The 16,971-nt window shown below is 72.2% G+C and carries 14 protein-coding genes; 4 read left to right on the top strand and 10 right to left on the bottom strand.

Going from position 1 to position 16,971, the window contains the following annotated elements:
* Positions 1 to 3: 3 nt before the first annotated feature.
* The 3 genes from EXE51_RS04530 to EXE51_RS04520 all read right to left on the bottom strand — a co-directional run bounded on the left by EXE51_RS04530 (position 4) and on the right by EXE51_RS04520 (position 3,289).
* A complete protein-coding gene (locus EXE51_RS04530; protein ID WP_137692091.1) occupies positions 4 to 186 on the bottom strand; it encodes a hypothetical protein in 183 nt (60 codons plus the stop codon).
* Entirely contained in the window at positions 187 to 1,581 is a 1,395-nt protein-coding gene (locus EXE51_RS04525) for a cytochrome P450 (protein WP_049932021.1), read from the bottom strand.
* Between the two features lie 91 nt (positions 1,582 to 1,672).
* Positions 1,673 to 3,289, bottom strand: a complete 1,617-nt coding sequence (locus EXE51_RS04520; RefSeq protein ID WP_089308518.1) for a methyl-accepting chemotaxis protein — start codon at positions 3,287 to 3,289, stop codon at positions 1,673 to 1,675.
* Positions 3,290 to 3,451: 162 nt separating this feature from the next.
* On the opposite strand from EXE51_RS04520, the gene EXE51_RS04515 reads away from it, so the two are divergent.
* Positions 3,452 to 5,242: an excinuclease ABC subunit C gene (locus EXE51_RS04515; protein WP_137692090.1), complete on the top strand. Its 1,791-nt coding sequence runs from the start codon at positions 3,452 to 3,454 to the stop codon at positions 5,240 to 5,242.
* Positions 5,243 to 5,279: 37 nt separating this feature from the next.
* Here the strand turns inward: EXE51_RS04515 and EXE51_RS04510 are convergent, their stop codons facing one another.
* Both EXE51_RS04510 and EXE51_RS04505 read right to left on the bottom strand, forming a co-directional pair.
* On the bottom strand, positions 5,280 to 5,924 hold the full coding sequence (locus tag EXE51_RS04510) for a helix-turn-helix domain-containing protein (protein ID WP_137692089.1): 645 nt from the start codon (positions 5,922 to 5,924) through the stop codon (positions 5,280 to 5,282).
* A gap of 210 nt (positions 5,925 to 6,134) precedes the next feature.
* Positions 6,135 to 7,031: an alpha/beta fold hydrolase gene (locus EXE51_RS04505; protein ID WP_049932016.1), complete on the bottom strand. Its 897-nt coding sequence runs from the start codon at positions 7,029 to 7,031 to the stop codon at positions 6,135 to 6,137.
* 123 nt (positions 7,032 to 7,154) lie between these two features.
* Here EXE51_RS04505 and thpR point away from each other — a divergent pair, with 123 nt between their 5' ends.
* Together thpR and EXE51_RS04495 are read left to right on the top strand one after the other, a co-directional pair.
* Positions 7,155 to 7,730: an RNA 2',3'-cyclic phosphodiesterase gene (gene thpR / locus EXE51_RS04500; protein ID WP_094583715.1), complete on the top strand. Its 576-nt coding sequence runs from the start codon at positions 7,155 to 7,157 to the stop codon at positions 7,728 to 7,730.
* An 89-nt stretch (positions 7,731 to 7,819) separates the two neighbouring features.
* Positions 7,820 to 9,220, top strand: coding sequence for a HEAT repeat domain-containing protein (locus EXE51_RS04495; protein ID WP_137692088.1), 1,401 nt, complete (start codon positions 7,820 to 7,822; stop codon positions 9,218 to 9,220).
* A gap of 98 nt (positions 9,221 to 9,318) precedes the next feature.
* On the opposite strand, the gene EXE51_RS04490 is transcribed toward EXE51_RS04495, so the two are convergent.
* Together EXE51_RS04490 and EXE51_RS04485 are read right to left on the bottom strand one after the other, a co-directional pair.
* On the bottom strand, positions 9,319 to 10,149 hold the full coding sequence (locus EXE51_RS04490; RefSeq protein WP_137692087.1) for a hypothetical protein: 831 nt from the start codon (positions 10,147 to 10,149) through the stop codon (positions 9,319 to 9,321).
* An 87-nt stretch (positions 10,150 to 10,236) separates the two neighbouring features.
* Positions 10,237 to 11,553, bottom strand: a complete 1,317-nt coding sequence (locus tag EXE51_RS04485) for a hemolysin family protein (protein WP_137692086.1) — start codon at positions 11,551 to 11,553, stop codon at positions 10,237 to 10,239.
* 171 nt (positions 11,554 to 11,724) lie between these two features.
* Here EXE51_RS04485 and serA point away from each other — a divergent pair, with 171 nt between their 5' ends.
* Complete coding sequence (gene serA / locus EXE51_RS04480; protein ID WP_137692085.1) at positions 11,725 to 13,329, top strand: phosphoglycerate dehydrogenase; 1,605 nt, start codon at positions 11,725 to 11,727, stop codon at positions 13,327 to 13,329.
* A 71-nt stretch (positions 13,330 to 13,400) separates the two neighbouring features.
* Here serA and EXE51_RS04475 read toward each other — a convergent pair whose 3' ends face one another.
* The 3 genes from EXE51_RS04475 to EXE51_RS04465 form a co-directional block, all read right to left on the bottom strand.
* Complete coding sequence (locus EXE51_RS04475) at positions 13,401 to 15,167, bottom strand: histidine kinase N-terminal 7TM domain-containing protein (RefSeq protein ID WP_137692084.1); 1,767 nt, start codon at positions 15,165 to 15,167, stop codon at positions 13,401 to 13,403.
* 150 nt (positions 15,168 to 15,317) lie between these two features.
* Entirely contained in the window at positions 15,318 to 16,601 is a 1,284-nt protein-coding gene (thrC, locus tag EXE51_RS04470) for a threonine synthase (RefSeq protein ID WP_137691504.1), read from the bottom strand.
* Between the two features lie 79 nt (positions 16,602 to 16,680).
* Positions 16,681 to 16,896, bottom strand: a complete 216-nt coding sequence (locus EXE51_RS04465; protein WP_049932009.1) for a hypothetical protein — start codon at positions 16,894 to 16,896, stop codon at positions 16,681 to 16,683.
* Positions 16,897 to 16,971: the final 75 nt, after the last annotated feature.

Below are 16,971 nucleotides of genomic sequence, written 5' to 3'. Positions count from 1 at the left end.
AGGTTACGCGTCGTCGACCGCGTCCGGTTCCTCGACCGCGTGGTGCGGCCCCACCGGCCCGTGGGTCGGGCAGACGCCCGCGATCGGGGTGGCGTTGAGACAGCAGGCGCGGCGTTCGGTCGCAACGAGACCGCTCGAGAGCGGATCGCCGCACCGGGCGCAGTACGCGTCGGCGGGGGCGGACATCTACCGCTCGCGGATCCGCATCGGCACCGGATGGCTCGGGTGCATGGTGAGCGAGCCGCGCAAGGAGAGGTCCGGTCCCTCGTAGCCGAGTTCGAACTGCGAGCAGATCTCCGCGAGGATGATCTTCGCCTCCAGCAGCGAGAACGCCTTCCCGATACAGTGGCGCGGGCCCCCGCCGAAGGGGAAGAAGGCGAACCGGGGGCGCTCGCTCCGGCGCTTGGGCGTCCAGCGGTCGGGGTCGAACGTCTCGGGGGCGTCGTACCACCGCTCGGACCGGTGGGTCACCCACTGCGACACCATCAGCGCGGACCCCTCCGGGATCCGGTACCCCCCCAGTTTCACGTCGAGCTTCGGCTCGCGAAACAGGGTGTAGACGGGCGGGTAGAGGCGCATCGACTCGTTGAGCACGCGCTCGGTGTACGCCATGTCGCGGACGTCGGCCGCGGTCGGCGGGCCGTCGGCGGTCGCCGTCTCGGCCTCGCGCTCGACCTCGCGACGAGCCTCAGGGTGATTCGAGAGCAGGTAGAACGTGTACGTCAGCGCGAGCGCGGTCGTGTCGTGGCCGGCGAGCAGCATCGTCACCAGCTCGTCGCGGAGGTTCTCGTCGGTCTGCTCGCCGCGGTCGCGGGCGCGCAGGAGGACCGAGAGCAGGTCCATCGGCAGGTCGCCGTCGCCGTCCCCGGCCGGGCCGGGCACCGCGACGCCCTCCGCGCCGGCGGGGTCGACGCTCGGGTCGCGCTCCGTGCCCCGGCGGCGGTCGACGATCCCGTCGATGACGGATTCGAGGGTGTCGATCGCGGCGTCGAACTCGCGGTTCTCGCGGGTCGGCACCCAGTTCGGGATCAGGAACCGCCGCGGGTCGGGCTCGAACCGCGCGCCGAGCGGCTCCAAGTTCTCTTGGACCGTCTTCACCTCCTCGTCGGTGATGTCGGCGCCGAACATCGCCGAGACGATGATCTTCACGGTGAGGCGGGCGACCTCGAGCTGGATGTCGACGACCTCGCCGTCGGCCCAGTCCGCGAGCTGCGACTCCGTGTGGTCGACCATCGTCCCGTCGAGCGCGCCGATCCGGCGGTTGTGGAACGAGGGGTTCGCGAGCGTGCGCTGGCGCTGCCACGTGTCGCCGTCGCTCATGAGGAGACCGTCGCCGAGCAGCGTGTCCATCGCGTCGTCGCCGAACTGGGGCTTCCGGTAGCGTTCGGCGTCGGCGACGAGCACGCGCTCGACGTCGGCGGGGTTCGTGAGCAGGTACGTCTCTCTGGGACCGAGGTCGAGCCGCACCACGTCACCGTAGCTGTCGGCGCAGGCGCGGAGGAAACCGAAGGGGTCGTCAGCGAACTGGCGACCGTTCCCGAACAGGGGGTCGCCGAGCGGCCCGGGCGGCGTAACGGACATACGTTTTGTGGGGGCTGAGCGGGGTTAAACGTTCGGCGGTGCCGAGAGAACGGGGGAGCGAAAGCGGACGGGACTGGGGGCGGTAGGGGAGTTATCTGGCGTCGAGCTGTTCGACGCGGGCGATCAGCTCGTCGACGGCCGCCTCTTGATCGTCGGTGGCGTCGACGATGCGTTCGGTCGCCTCCTCGGTGCGGTCGGAGCGCTCGCGGACCGCCTCCAGCGACGAGGTGAGCTCCTCGACGGTCGCCGCCTGGTCGTCGGTGGTGCGCGCGACCTCCGCGACGCCCGCGGCCGCCTCGTCGACCGCGTCAGCGATCTCTTCGAGCGAGTCGAGGACCGTCTCGATCTCGGTGCCCGCGTCCTCGATCCGGTCGTGCGAGCGCTCGACCGCGGTCGTGGTCTCCGCGGACTGCGCCTGGAGCTTGTCGAGGCTCTCCGTGATCTCCTCGGTGTAGCCGCGGGTCTCGTCGGCGAGCTTCTTCACCTCCTCGGCGACGACCGCGAAGCCGTCGCCGCCCTCGCCGGCGCGGGCGGCCTCGATGTTGGCGTTCAGGGCGAGCAGGTTCGTCTGCTCGGCCACGTCGGAGATGACCTCGATGACCTCCTCGATGTCGTCCATGCGCTCGGAGAGCGCGCCGACGCTCTCGACGAGTTCGTCGCCGATCTCCACCACGTCCTCGGTCGCCTCGCGGGCGTCCTCGCTGGCGTCTAACCCCTCGTCGGCGGCGTCGGCGGCCGCGACCGCGGCGGAGTCGACCTGGTCAGCCGTCGCCGCGACCTCCTCCATCCCCGCGGAGAACGACTGCATCTCCGAGACGCTCTCCTCTAAGAGCTCGTTCTGCTCGTCGACGTTCTCGGCGATGTCGGCTGCCGCGGCGCTCGCCTCCTCGACGGTGCCGTCGAGGTCGCGCGCCTTCTCGTGGACGCTCTCGGAGAGGGTCTGGAGGTTCTCCGCCATCCGGTTTACGACGCCGATGACGCTCAACAGCTCTTCGTTGAGAATTTCGCACTCCTCGCGGCAGACGGCGCGGGCCTCTAGGTTTCCCTCCCCGATCTCCTCGGCGGTCTGGCGGATCTCGGCGACCAGCTCCGCCGTCGCCTCGCGCTCGTTGACGTTCTCGGTGCGGTCGATGACGACCTCAGTCACGCCGACCAACTCGTCGCCGTCGTACATCGGGGTCGCGGTGAACTCGATGTGCTTCTCCTCGCCGTGGCGGTCGACCATCGTGCTCGTGTCGCGGTAGCGGATCCGTGCCGAGCCGGACCGCTCGACATCGTACACCTCGTCCGCGTCCTCGGGCGCGTCGAGCACCTTGTCCGCGAGTGTGTCGGCGCGCCGACCGTCGGGGTAGAATAGCTCCGAGGCGTAGTCGTGGCCGAGGGCGTCCGCGCGGTCGACGCCGGTGAGCGCCGCGAGCGACTCGTTCCACTCGGCGACGTTCCCCTCGGTGTCGAGGATGAACGTCGGGACGCCCGTGGCGTTGAACACCTCGGCGAAGCCGGCACCCCCTAAGGTCTTGGTCCGGTCCACGCCGTCCGCCTCGGTGACGCTGTACTCCTCGTCGCTCGGGCCACCGGACTCGCCGGCTGGGACCGTCGCGTCGTCCGTCCCCGCGGGCTCCCCGACGACGACGCCCCCGTCGGGGACCGACCGGGAGTCACCTCCCCGCCCGAGCACGCGCCGTAACAGCCCTCGAACTCCCGTCATATCTGTTTCCCTCTCCCCCAAGCATCGGCATAAACGGTTCTCCCCGTGACTCAGGTTTGATAACTACCCAGTTCGCGAAGTGACATGAACGGACCGTGACCTCGCTTCGGCTCGTCCCCGCAGCGTTCAATGGCGTCGGGCGGCTACGGCGATCCGAGACCGATGGACGCCGGCGCGGTGCGCGAGCGGGCCCGAGACCTCCCGACGGAGCCGGGCGTCTACCAGTTCCGGGCGGGGGAGACGACGCTGTACGTCGGGAAGGCGCTCGACCTCCGCGACCGGGTGCGGTCGTACGCGGACCCGCGCTCGGGCCGGATCCGAGGGATGGTCGAGCGCGCCGACCGGGTCGAGTTCGCGGTCACCGACACGGAGACGCAGGCGCTGCTGCTCGAGGCGAACCTCATCAAGCGGCTGCGCCCGCGGTACAACGTCCGGCTGAAGGACGACAAGTCGTACCCGTTGGTCGCCTTCTCGGACCACGAGGTGCCCCGGATCGAGGTGACCCGCGACCCCGAGGCGGGCGCGGTCGCGTACGGCCCGTTCACAGACGTGGGCCGCGTCGAGACCGTGGTGAAGGCGGTCCGCGACGAGTACCGGCTGCGCGGCTGTTCGGACCACAAGTACGAGGGGCGCGACCGCCCCTGCCTCGACTACGAGATGGGCATCTGTTCGGCGCCGTGTACCGGCGAGATATCGCCGGAGGCGTACACCGAGGACGTGGCCGCCGCGCGGCGCTTCTTCGAGGGCGAGACGGGCGTCCTCGCCGACCCCCTCCGACGCCGCATGGAGGCCGCGGCCGAGGCGAACGAGTTCGAGCGCGCGGCGAATCTCCGCGACCGCCTCGAAGCGGTCGAGGCGTTCCACGGCGAGGGGGGCGAGGCCGTCAGCGACCGGAACGACGACCGCACCGTCGACGTGCTGGCGGCCGCGGTCGAGGGCGACACGGCTCGGGTGGCCCGGCTCCACAGCGAGCGCGGGCAACTGGTCGACCGGAGCCGCCACCAGCTGGACGCGGCGGCGGTGGCGGACGCGGCCGAATCGGGGGCCTCCGGCGGCGACGCGACCCCGGCGGACCCCGACGCCAACACCCCCGCCGCCGTGCTCAGCGCGTTCCTCGCGCAGTACTACGCCGAGCGGGAGTTCCCGGACGCGGTCCTCCTCGCCGAACGACCCGCCGACCGGGACGTTGTCGACTGGCTGGAGCGCGAGGGGGTCGCGGTCCGGGTCCCGGGCGCCGGCCGCGAGGCGAAGCTCGTCGAACTCGCGCTGAAGAACGCCCGGAAGCGCGGCGGCCGCGACGACCCCGTGGGCGCGCTCGGCGACCGGCTCGGGATCGCCCGCCCCGAGCGCGTCGAGGGGTTCGACGTGAGCCACGCGCAGGGCACCGCCGTGGTCGGCTCCGACGTGTGCTTCGTCGACGGGAGCGCGGAGACGGCCGATTACCGCCGGAAGAAGCTCACCGAACGCAACGACGACTACGCGAACATGCGCGAGCTGGTCCGGTGGCGCGCTGAGCGCGCGCTCGCCGGCGAGGACGACCGCCCGGACCCCGACCTCCTCCTCATCGACGGCGGCGAGGGGCAGCTCGGGGCCGCCCGCGACGCGCTCGCGGAGACCGGGTGGGACGTGCCCGTCGTCGCCCTCGCGAAGGCGGAGGAGCTGGTCGTCACTCCGACCGGGACCCGGCGCTGGGACGACGACGCCCCCGAGCTCCACCTGCTCCAGCGCGTGCGCGACGAGGCGCACCGGTTCGCCGTCTCCTACCACCAGACCGTCCGCGACGAGGTCAGGACGGTCCTCGACGACGTGCCGGGGGTCGGCCCCGAGACGCGCCGCTGCCTCCTCCGGCGGTTCGGCTCGGTCGAGAACGTCCGCGACGCCTCCCGGGACGACCTCACCGACGTCGACGGCGTGGGCGACGCGACCGCCGACACGCTCCGCGAGCGGCTGTGAACCGACGGCGGGTCGGCGTCCGGGACGGCGGCGGCCGTCACGCCGATTCGACGGCGCGCTCGACGACCGCCGCCTCGGCCTTCCGGAGCAGTTCGCCGGCCGTGCTCGTCGCGCAGCCGAGCGCGGCCGCCACGTCCGCGACGGTCCCCTCGCGCGGAACCTCGTAGTACCCCGTCGAGACCGCCGTCTCCAGCGCCGCGCGCTGTCGGTCGGTCAGCCGCGACGGTTCCCGTCGGCGCTCGAACTCGTGGACCCACTCGATAGTGAGGTCGGCGAGGGTCCCGAGGTCGTCGTGGAACTCGCTGAGCGCCGCCGTCGCGCCCACTGCCTCGAACCGGACGTCGCCCGACTCGCGGAAGACGACCGGCGGGAGGAATATCACCCGCGACGCCGCGACGGTGTCGAGGAGCGCCGCCGGGAACTCGTAGGCGTCCTGCCGAAGGAACGCGTAGGTCCCGTCGGCGTCGCTCACGAGGCTGCTCGCGACCAGCGAGTCGAGCGCGTCGAGGGCAGACGCCGTCGCGTCGCGGTCGCCGTCGAACCAGAGCAGCGTCGTCGCGTCCGCCGTCGGGCTCCACATCAGCAGCTCCGCGCGACGGATCGGCGAGTCGCCGGCGATCGCCTCGTGGAGGGGGTGGCGGAGCCGCTCGGGGTAGGCGGCCGAGAACCTGATCCGTTTCATGACGCCGTCGCTCGACGTTCGAGCGTGCCGTACATCAATCCGCGTGGTTCGGGACCGCCCGCGGGAGGGGCCCGGGACGAGGTCGGAGAGGAGGGCCGAACCGGTCAGCGGGGACGCAACGGCGTCTCGGGGACGGACTCGGGCAGGGCCGGATTGATCAGTGGGGACGAAACGGCGTTTCAGGGGCGAACTCGGGGGGAGAGCCAGCGATCAGCGGGAACGCGACAGCGCCTCGGGGGCGGCCCGGAGGAGCGTCCCGAGGTGGTCCGCGCCGTCGAGGACGCGGAGTTCGGCGGTCGGAAGCGCCTCGGCCAGTCGTTCCGCCCCGGCGACGGGGACGTTCGCGTCGTCGGTCCCGTGCCACAGGCGCACCGGGGCGTCGACCGCGTCGAGGTCGATCCCCCAGTCGCTGCCGGCGTCGCGGAACTCGGTGACCGCGCCGTTCCGGTGGCGCTCGAACGCCGCGAGGAAGTCCTCCTTCACCACGGTCGCGGCGTCCTCGGGGACGGCGTCGGCGTCCTCGGCGTACTGGGCCACCACGAACGACGGGTCCGCGCGCGACGCGACCCACGCCTGACCGCGGAGCAGTGCCCCGAGGACCGACGGCGTCGCGGCCGCGAGGCCGGACAGGAGGCGCTGGACCGCGGGCGTGTCGTCGCCGAACGACGGCGGCGTCGCGCCGGCGACGAGGTCGACGCCGGTGACCCGGTCGCCGAGCGACGCGGCCGTCGCGAGGGCGTAGGGCGCGCCGCCGGAGAACGCGACGAGGGCCGCGCGCTCGACTCCGAGGTCGTTCAGGACGGGCCGCACGGACGCGGCGGCGTCGCCGACGGTCCGACCCGACTGGGGGGGCGAGCGTCCGTAGCCGGGTCTGTCGGGCGCGATCACGCGGACGTCGTTCGCTCGCGCCGCCGGTTCGAGGAGCGCGCCCAGCCGGCGGGACCCGGGCGTCCCGTGGAAGAAGACGACCGGGTCGCCGTCGGGAGGCCCGTACGTCGCGTAGGCGATCCGGCGACCGTCCGCCGAGCGGGCGACGCTCGACATCTCGCGCGCCGGCGCCCGACGCTCCGAGGGCGGGTCCGGTCGCGCGGAGTCGGTGGTGGCCATCACATGCGAGTATGGGAGGGTCACTACTGGGAATTGTGCCGGACTGATACGGTGGTATTTATGTAGGGCGCTGGTTCGACCACCACAAGCGGTATCCGTCGCTCGGCCGATCCGGCGACCGAGATGCGAGCGTTCTTCGCCGTCGACCTCCCGGACTCGCTCGCGCCCGCCGTCGCGGAGGCACAGGCCCCATTCGCGGACGCGTCGGGCGTCAACCCGGTCGACCCCGAACAGGCGCACGTGACGCTGAAGTTCCTCGGCGACATCGGCACGGAGGACGACGAGGGCGACCCCGCCCTCGACGACGTGGCCGCCGCCGGCGAGCGCGCCGTCGACCGCGCCGCAGTCTCCCCCTTCGAGGCCGAGATCCGCGGCCTCGGCGTCTTTCCGAACCGCGAGTACGTCTCGGTCGTCTGGGCGGGCGTCGGCCGCGGCGGCGACGACCTCGCCGCGCTCTACGAGGCGCTCGAAGCGGAGACGACCGCGCTCGGCGTCGACCCCAAAGCCCACGCGTTCACGCCGCACGTGACGCTGGCCCGCGTGGAGAGCGCGACCGGGGCAGAGGCGGTCCGAGACGCGCTCGACGCGGGAGATCCGGAAGTCGGGACGTTCTCGGTCGACGAGATTCGGCTGGTGGAGTCGGCGCTTACCGCGTCCGGGCCAGAGTACGGTGTCGTCCGGGGGTTCGGACTCGAATAACGCGGCACCGCGCGCCGGTCGCGTCGGATTCTCATCGGTGATAGCCGCGGCCATACGTTTAATCTACCGGATCGGTGAGGTGTTCACAGATGGACGACAGGCCGCGACCGGACGGGGCCGATGGATCGGCGGAGAGCGGCGGCACCGGGCGCGGCGGGCGGCCGACCGACGACGATCCCCCGGCGTTGGCGCGGCTCGATCGGCGGTTCGACGCGTCGACGCGACGCGAGGCGGCGGAGGCGCTCGGCAGCCCGTCCAGTTCGATGAGCGCCGCCGCGAGCCGGATCGTGGATGGGTTGTTCGAGGCGGCGCTCGACGACCCCGACGAGACCGTCCGCGCGGCGGCGATCGAGTCGCTGTACTTCCACGGCGACGACCACCTCGACCGACTGGGGCGGCGGGTTGCCGACCGGCGAGGCGGCGGCGCCGAGGACGGAAGCGGGAAGACGAGCGGGGCTGCCGAGACGTTCTCGCGGTGGCTGAGACACGACCGGGCCGCGTATCGGATGCTGGGGGCGACCGGACTGTCGACCGTCGGCGACGAGGGCGCCGCCCCCCGGCTCCGCGAGGCGTTCGATGACGGCGACGCGCGGGTCCGCGCTCGGGCCGTCAGGGGGTACGCGCGGGTGGGCGGGGAGGCGGTCGAGGCGGTTCGCCCGCTCGTGAACGCGCGGAACGACCTGGTGCGCGGGGCCGCGGTCGACGCGCTTGTCACGATGGAGAGCGACGACGCGGTCGAACTGCTCGCGCGCGCGGCACGGCGCGGCAACGAGGGACTCAGGCTCGCCGTCGTGCGTCGGCTCGGAGCGCTCGGTCGCCGGGACGCGACCGGCGTGTTGCTCGGCTCGCTGCGGGACCCCTCGGCATCGGTTCGCCGGGCAGCCGCGCGGTCCGTCGCCGCGGTGATCGCCGAGGCGGACGCCGTCCCGGCGGGCGATGTCCGCGACCGGCTCCTCGCGGAGCGACCCTTCGAGGCCGACGGACTGCTCGCGGTGTTCCGGGCAGTCGCCGCGGAGCGAACCGGAGCCGACCGGAGGGCAGCGCCCGCCGACGCGACCGCGGGATCGGAGGAGCGCGTCGACACCGAGACCAAGCGGTACGCGGCGTGGCTGTACTGCGAACTCCTCGAATCCGCGGACCCGACCGCGGCGGACCGTTCGACCGCGGTCGAGTGGCTGATCGACGCGCTCGACCACCGCGACCGGCTGGTCGCCGATCTCGCCGCCGCGTACCTGCCCCGGATCGCCTCGACGAGCGGGACTGGGGACGGTCTGCCGGACGACGAGACCGACTCCGCCCTCGGGGTCGACATCAAGCGGAACCTCCGCGCGCTCGCCGGCGACGAGGCCGCCTCCGACGCCGCGCGGGAGCGCGCCAGGGCGGTGTTGCGGCGGTTCAAGCGGGCCGTCGTCGAGGCGGCCGCGGACCGCGACGTGGAGTACGTCTACGTCCGCTGGCCCGCGGACTACACGGAGAGCTACAACGAGTGAGAGCGCAGCGACGCCGAGTGACTGGACCCAGCGACGCCGAGTGAAGGGCGATTACGACGGGTGAGCGAGGACGGGGAACGGGAGACAAGTTCCCGCAGTCACGGCCGCCGAACGAACTGCCCGTCGTCGACCGCGACCGTCAGGTCGATCGTCTCGTCGAGGAGGTTCAGAACGGTGGCGACGTTACGGTCCGCGTCCGCGTCGACGTACAGCTGTAAGACGCCGCCCGCGTCGGCAAGGCGCGCGGCGAGCATACGGACGAAGGCCACCGACCGTTCGACGTCGAAGGCGGCGACGATCTGGTGGAAGACGCTCACCTCCAGCGAGACGCGCTCGCCGGGTTCGTGGTTGTCGTCGAGGATCCGCGAGACCGTCTCGCCGACCTCGGCCGGGGAGAGCCGCGGGTCGAGTTCGACGATCTCGACGTTCCGGCCCTGGAAGTCCACATCGGGCGTCGCCTCGAAGTCGTACTCCCCGGTGCTGACGATCACCGCCCGCCGTGGCCACGCGTCGAGGGCCTCGTCGAGCGCGCGGACCAGCCGCTCCGGGGAGGGGGTCACGGCCACCACGAGCCCCGCGGCGGCGTGGAAGTGGGTCCGGAGCGCGTCGGCCTCGTCGCCGGCGGCCGACGCGTCGACGCGGACGACCCCGTCCCAGTTGACCCGCTCGGCCACGTGTGTTCCGTCGGCGACCCGGTCGGCGACGTGTTCGTACAGGTGCCTTTTGAACTCGGCAACGGCGCCGCCGCTGTCGTAGGTGGTCTTGGCCGTGGCGCAGTACGGGCAGTCCCAACTTACACGGAAGTCAGACGTAGAGAGCGCGTCGGAGTCGTGTGCGAGCAGGTGGGACCCGGTCACGTCGACCATCTCCGAGCGGTCCCGCGTCCACGCGACGAACCCGCACCGGCCACACGCCCAACGGCTCACCATGATCAGAGACGTGTCTCTCGGGAACCGTCGGAAGCACATGTATGTTGGGTAATGTGTGTGGAGACCGCGGCGTCGGAGGAGCGGCGGTCACTCGGGCCCGAGCGAGCCGGCGTCACCGCCGTCGGGACCGACAGACGCGTCGACCGCGAACCCGTTCTCGTCGGCGTGTTCGACCCGGACGCGCGTGACCCGGGTCGCGGTCGCGCCGGTGACGGCGAGCGTGACCTCGCCGACCGCGACGCGGTCACCTTCCTTCGGGAGCCGCCCGAGCTGACGGGTGACGAGCCCCGCGACGGTCTCGACGCCTGCGTCCGCGGGCAGCGAGAGGCCGAGCGCCTCGTTGAGGTGGCCGACCGTCGTCCAGCCGCGGACCACGGCGGCGTCGGGCGCGACCACGTCGACCGCGTCCGTCTCCCAGCGGCCGACCAGCTCGCCGACGACCTCCTCGAAGAGGTCCTCCAACGTCGCGATTCCCACGACCGCGCCGTGCTCGTCAACGACGATCACCATTCGCGTCTCGCTCGCGCGCATCTCCGTGAACAGCTCGTCGAGCGGCTTCGTCTCGGGGACGAACGCCGGCTCGCTGAGCGCGCTCGCGAGGTCGGCACCGCTCTCGTCGGCGCGGATCGCGTCGCGGACGTCGACGACCCCGACCACGTCGTCGCGGTTCTCGCCGTACACCGGCATCCGGGTGACTCCCTCGCTCGCGGCCCGCAAGAGCGCGTCCGCCGGGGTCGCCGTGTCGGGGAGCGCGACCACGTCGGTCCGGGGGACCATCACCGCGGCGACGGTGGTGGTCTCCAGATCGAGGACGCCCCGGATCATCGCGCCCTCGTCAGGGTCGAGCGCGCCCGCGACCTCGCCGGAGCGCACGAGCGTCGCGATCTCCTCCCGGGTGAGGTACGACTCGATGGCGGACTCGCCGCCGGTGAAGCGGTTGACGACGCCGGAGGCCGCCTCGAACACGTACAGGACGGGACGGAGCACGCGCTGGACCGCGACGACGATCCGGGAGACCCGGAGCGCGTGTCGCTCCGCGTTGGCGACGGCGTACGACTTCGGCGCGATCTCGCCGAAGACGATGACGAACACCGAGGTGACGAGCGTCGACCCCGTGGCCGCCTGGCCGCCGGAGAAGCCGAACCGGACGAACACCGCGGTCGCGACCGACGCGGCGGCGATGTTGGCGACGTTATTGCTCACCAAGGCCGTGACGAGGAACCGGTGGGAGTCGTCGCGCAGCGCCGACAGCGCCCGGGCGCCGGGAGCGTCGGTCGCGACGAGCGAGTCGATCCGGTGGGCGGGGACGGAGAACACCGCGAGTTCCGAGCTGGAGAAGAAGGCGCTCACCGCGGTCAGCGCAAGGATGGCGCCGACGCCGACGAACGCGATCGTGAGGTTCATGCGCGGAACGTGCGGCCCAATATAAAAGGGAGTACCGGCGGCGAACATACCCACGAACGCGCATTCTCCAGTCGAAACAGAGGGGTCGATACCCACGAGCGCGGATCCGTTCGGGCGGCAAAACGGCGCGATGAGGAAAGCGTTAACCCCGCGCCGCGGGTGCGTTTCGACATGAAGGTACTCGTGACCGACCCCATCGCGGACGCGGGGTTGGACCGACTCCGAGACGCCGGCCACGAGGTCGTCACCGACTACGAGGCGGAGGGGGAGGCGCTGCTCGACGTCGTCGCCGACGCCAACGCGCTGATCGTGCGGTCCGGAACCGACGTGAACGAGGCGGTCTTCGAGGCCGCGAGCGAGCTCGTCATCGTCGGCCGGGCGGGCATCGGCGTCGATAACATCGACATCGAGGCCGCGACCGACCACGGGGTCATCGTCGCAAACGCCCCCGAGGGGAACGTCCGCGCCGCCGCCGAGCACACCGTCGCGATGACGTTCGCCGTCGCGCGCTCGATCCCGCAGGCGCACGGTCGCCTGATCGGCGGCGAGTGGGCGAAAGGCGAGTTCCTCGGTACCGAGGTGAACAACAAGACGCTCACCATCGTCGGCCTCGGCCGCGTCGGGCAGGAAGTCGCCAAGCGCCTCGACTCGCTCGGGATGGACCTCGTCGTCTACGACCCGTACATCTCTGAGGAGCGCGCCGACCGGATGGGGGCGGAGCTCGTCGAGGACCTCCACGACGCGCTCGCCGCGGGCGACTTCGCGACGATCCACACCCCGCTTCTCCCCGAGACCGAGGGGATGATCGGCGAGGCCGAGCTGGCCCAGCTGGAGGGCGGCTACCTCATCAACTGCGCCCGCGGCGGCATCGTCGACGAGGATGCGCTCGCTGAGGCGGTCGAGGACGGCGTCCTCGCCGGCGCCGCGCTCGACTCCTTCGCCGAGGAGCCGCTCCCCGAGGACTCGCCGCTGCTCGACGTCGAGGAGATCGTCTTGACCCCGCACCTCGGCGCGTCGACGGAGGCGGCCCAGGAGAACGTCGCGGTCGACACCGCCGAGGCCGTCCTCGCGGCGTTCGACGACGAGCCGGTCCTCACCGCGCTCAACGCGCCCTCGGTCGACGAGAGCGCGTTCCCGCGAATCGAGCCGTACATCGACGTGGCCGAGACCGCCGGGAAGGTCGCCGCCCAGCTGCTCGACGGTCGGATCACCGGGGTCGAGGCGACCTACGAGGGCGACATCGCCGCGGAGGACGTCGACCTCGTCACCGCGAGCGCCCTGAAGGGCGTCTTCGAGCCGCTGGAGTGGCAGGTGAACGCGGTGAACGCGCCGCGGCTCGCCGAGGAGCGCGGCATCGAGGTGACCGAGTCGAAGACCCGGCAGACCGACGACTTCCAGAGCCTCGTGCGCGTCACCGTCCACAACGGCGACGACGAGATCGCGGTCGAGGGAACGCTGTTCGCCGGCGAGGACGCCCGCATCGTCCGGATCGACGGGTTCCGGGTCGACGCGGTCCCGTACGGCCACATGCTCGTCGCGCGAAACACCGACGAGCCCGGCGTCATCGGGCTCATCGGGACCGTCCTCGGCGACCACGACGTCAACATCGCCGGGATGTTCAACGGCCGCGAGACGCAGGGCGGGGAGGCGCTCACCGTCTACAACCTCGACTCGGCCGTCCCCGACGCCGCGACCGAGGAGCTGCTCGCGGACGACCGCGTCGTCGAGATCACCGAGATCACCCTGGACGGCGCCGACGGGCGTGCGGACGAGTAACGCGGGACTCGCCGAGTAGGCGGCGAGTACTTCGCAGCCCCGGAGAAGAGATCGGACCGTCCCCGGACGGGCTACGACTCCGCCGCGGGCGACTCCGAGACCGCGACGAGCGCGTCCGCGTCGGCGACGACGGGCGACGCGACGGCTTCGATCGGTCGATCCCCGAAGGCGACGACGAACGCCGCGCCGTCGCCGACCGTCGTGTCCGACAGGCAGGCGTCCCCTTCTGCGGCCCCGCGACCCGCACCGACGCCGACCGTCCAGCCGTGCGACTCGGCGAGCGCCGCGACCGACGCGAGGCCGATCCCGGTCCCCTCGTCCGCGGTCGTGTAGCCCCGGTCGAACACGCGGTCGCGCTCCGCCGGCGGGACGCCGGGGCCGTCGTCGATGACCGCGAACCCGCCGTCGAGCGCGACGGCGGCGACGGTCGCGTCGGACCCGGCGTGGACAGCCGCGTTCCGGAAGAGGTTCTCCAAGACGCTCCGCACCGCAGTCCTGTCCGCGGCGTACGACTCGTCGCCCGCCACCGTCAGCGTCGCTCCCGCCGTCTCGGCGGTCCGCCAAGCCGCCTCGGCCGCGGCCGCGAACGAGAACGACTCGGCACCGGCGTCTGGGTCCGGGTGGTCGACGGCCGCGAGCGTCTCGTCGACGATCTCGAAGATCCGGTCGTGAGCGCTCTCGACCCGCTCGGCCGCCGCCTCGTCGCCCGCGGTCGCGAGGTCCGTGAACCCGTCCGCGACCGTCAACGGGTTCTTAATGTCGTGCGCCAGCGCGTGCGTCAGCGTCTGGAGCCGGTCGTTCGCCACTTCGAGGTCCCGCCGGTTGCGCTCCGAGTCGGTCACGTCGCGAAACAGCAACACCGTCCCCTGCGAGCGGCTGCCGAGCGTCGGAAGCGAAACGGCAGAGAGCGAGACGAACCGCGGCTCGCCGGCGACCTCGACGCGGAGCGGTTCGTCAGGGGCCTCGCCGCGGCGGTACGCGGCGCGGACCTCCGGGGCGTCGGCGAGCGCGTCCGCGATCGGGACGCCGACCGCGACGCCCTCGCCGAGCCACGCGCGGGCCGCCGGGTTCGCGTCCGCGATCCGCCCGCTTCGGTCGACGACGACGATCGGGTCGGGGACCGCCTCCAGGGTCACCTGCCGGGCGACCGGCGTCACGCCCAGCGTCCGCCCCCGCCGGACCGCGATCGTGAATGCGACGCCCGTGAGCACGAACAGGAGTTCGGGCCGGAACGCCGGGCCGCCCCCGAGCACGACGAACTGCGCGCCCCACGGCGCGGCAGAGCCGACGAGCAGCAGCCCCGCGGACGCGCGGAACGCGGGCGCCGAGTCGTACACGCCGTACGCGAGCGTCGCGAACGTCCCGACGAGCAGGACCTGCGAGTAGAGCCAGCCGACCCACCACACCGGGCCGAACTCCCGGACGAGCACCGTCCCCGAGCCGACCGCGACGAGGTCGGTCCCGGTCCGGACCAGCCCGTGGACATCGTTCGTCCAGCTCAGCAGGGTCAACGCGGCGAGCGGGGCGAGCAGCGCGAGCAGGCGGCGCCGGGAGAGCCACGCGTCGTAGCCGAGGTAGGACGCGACGAACGCGACCGCCGCGACCGGGACGACCGCGGTCGCGGGGTACTGGACGTTGAGCCAGAACAGCTTCCCGGCCTCAGTCGTCGCGACGGCCTCGCCGAACAGCCCCGCGGACCACCAGGCGATCGCGGCCATGAACGCGACCGCGGCGCGACCGCCCGACTCGTCGCGGGAGTCGAACGCGACCGCCGTCGCACAGACCGCAACGACGGCGGCGAGCGCGGCGAGCGGTGCGGTCGTCGGGACGTCTATCAACTTGTCTGTCGTTCAAGTGTTTACTACTTAATACAAACTGTCGGGGCGACGTGTTCGGCAATCGGTGATAGCGCCAACGGCTCTGGGGTGTCGAGGGCGCGGGTCGAGAGCGGGAGGTGGGCGGCCGCACCGACCGGCCCCGTCGGGCGATCAGTCGTGGAGGTGGTCGACGACGGCGTCGGCGTCGTTCGGGACCGGCTCGGGGTCGCCGCCGGCCTCGTAGGCGGCGTCGGGGTCCTTGAGGAGGTGGCCGGTCGTCAGGCAGACCACGCGCTCGTCGTCGTCGACGACGCCCTCGCGCCGAAGCTTCTTGAGGCCCGCGAGGCTCGCGGCGGAGGCGGGCTCGACGCCGACGCCCTCGCTGGCGAGGTGGCGCTGCGCGGCGGTGATCTCCGGGTCGCTCACGGCAACGGCGGTGCCGCCGGTGTTCCGGATGCCGGGGAGCGCCTTCGGCGCGTTGACGGGGTTGCCGATGCGGATCGCGGTCGCCCGCGTCTCGACCTCCTCCCAGCGGCGGATCTCGTCGTTCCCCTCCTCGACCGCCTCGACCATCGGCGCGGCGCCCTCCGCCTGGACGCCGGTGAGCTTGGGGACCTCGTCGGGGTCGAGCGCGCCCGACTGGACGAGCTCGCGGAACCCCTTGTACAGCGCCGAGGTGTTGCCCGCGTTGCCGACGGGCAGGACGATGCGGTCCGGGAACGTCCCGTAGTCGGCGTAGAACTCCTCTAATATCTCGAAGCCGATCGTCTTCTGCCCCTCCAGCCGAAACGGGTTCAGCGAATTGAGCAGGTACGCCTCGCCGCGGGCGGCCAGCTCCTGGACGATGTCGAGGCACGCGTCGAAGTTGCCGTCGACCTCCAAGATGCGCGCGCCGTGGAGGCTCGCCTGCGCGATCTTCCCGGCGGCGACCTTCCCCTCCGGGAGGAGGACGAGGGTCTGCATCCCGCCGCGGCCGCCGTAGGCCGCGAGCGCGGCCGAGGTGTTGCCGGTGGAGGCGCACGCGAGCGCGCCGACGCCCAGCTCCTTCGCGACGCGGACGCCGACGGTCATCCCGCGGTCCTTGAACGAGCCGGTGGGGTTCATCCCCTCGTGTTTGATCCGAAGCGCGTCGACGCCGACCGCCTCCTCGATGCGCGGGACGCGGTGGAGCGGCGTGTCGCCCTCGGGGAGGGTAACGCCGAGGTCGAACGGGAGCCCCTCGCGGTAGCGCCAGACGCCGCGGTCGGGGCCGTCGGAGGACGCACCGGACCCGAACTCGTCGAACGTCGGGGGGTCGTCGTACCGGACTTCGAGCAGGCCGTCGCACTCGTCGCAGGTGTAGCGCACCGCCTCGAACGGGGCGAACGTCTCGTCGCACGCGATACACGCGAGCCACGTCCCGTCGTCGGCGCAGTCTGGCGCCGCCGGGGCCGGGGCGTCGATGGCGAGATCCATTACCACGGCGTCCGTCCCGCCGGGGCTTAAGACGGGCGGTCGAGACGGACGTTGCCGGCCGACGCGAACGCGTTCGGCCTCAGTCGACGATGATCTCGGAGCTCTCGTCGCCCCCGTCGTCGCCGGAGCCGAGGCGGTCCTGGTAGCGCTGGATCCAGTCGGCGAAGCAGTCGGGGCAGAGCCGCTGGGTGTCGATGTTCGCCCGGTCGACGCTCAGCCGGACGGTGCGCGCGAGCGCGTCCGTCGTGGCCTCGCCGCAGGCGTCGCAGGGCGCAGTCGTCGGCGCGTCGCTCATATGGTGTCGGTCGCGGCGGCGGCTCTTAAATCTACGTCGGGAGCGGTGGCGGGGAACGTCGGGAGGGGTGTAGAG

Source organism: Halorubrum sp. CGM5_25_10-8B, from assembly GCF_005435095.1.
Classification (GTDB): Archaea; Halobacteriota; Halobacteria; order Halobacteriales; family Haloferacaceae; genus Halorubrum; species Halorubrum ezzemoulense.
The sequence above is the reverse complement of the archived record's forward strand: the minus strand, read 5'-3'. Positions and strand labels throughout refer to the sequence as shown.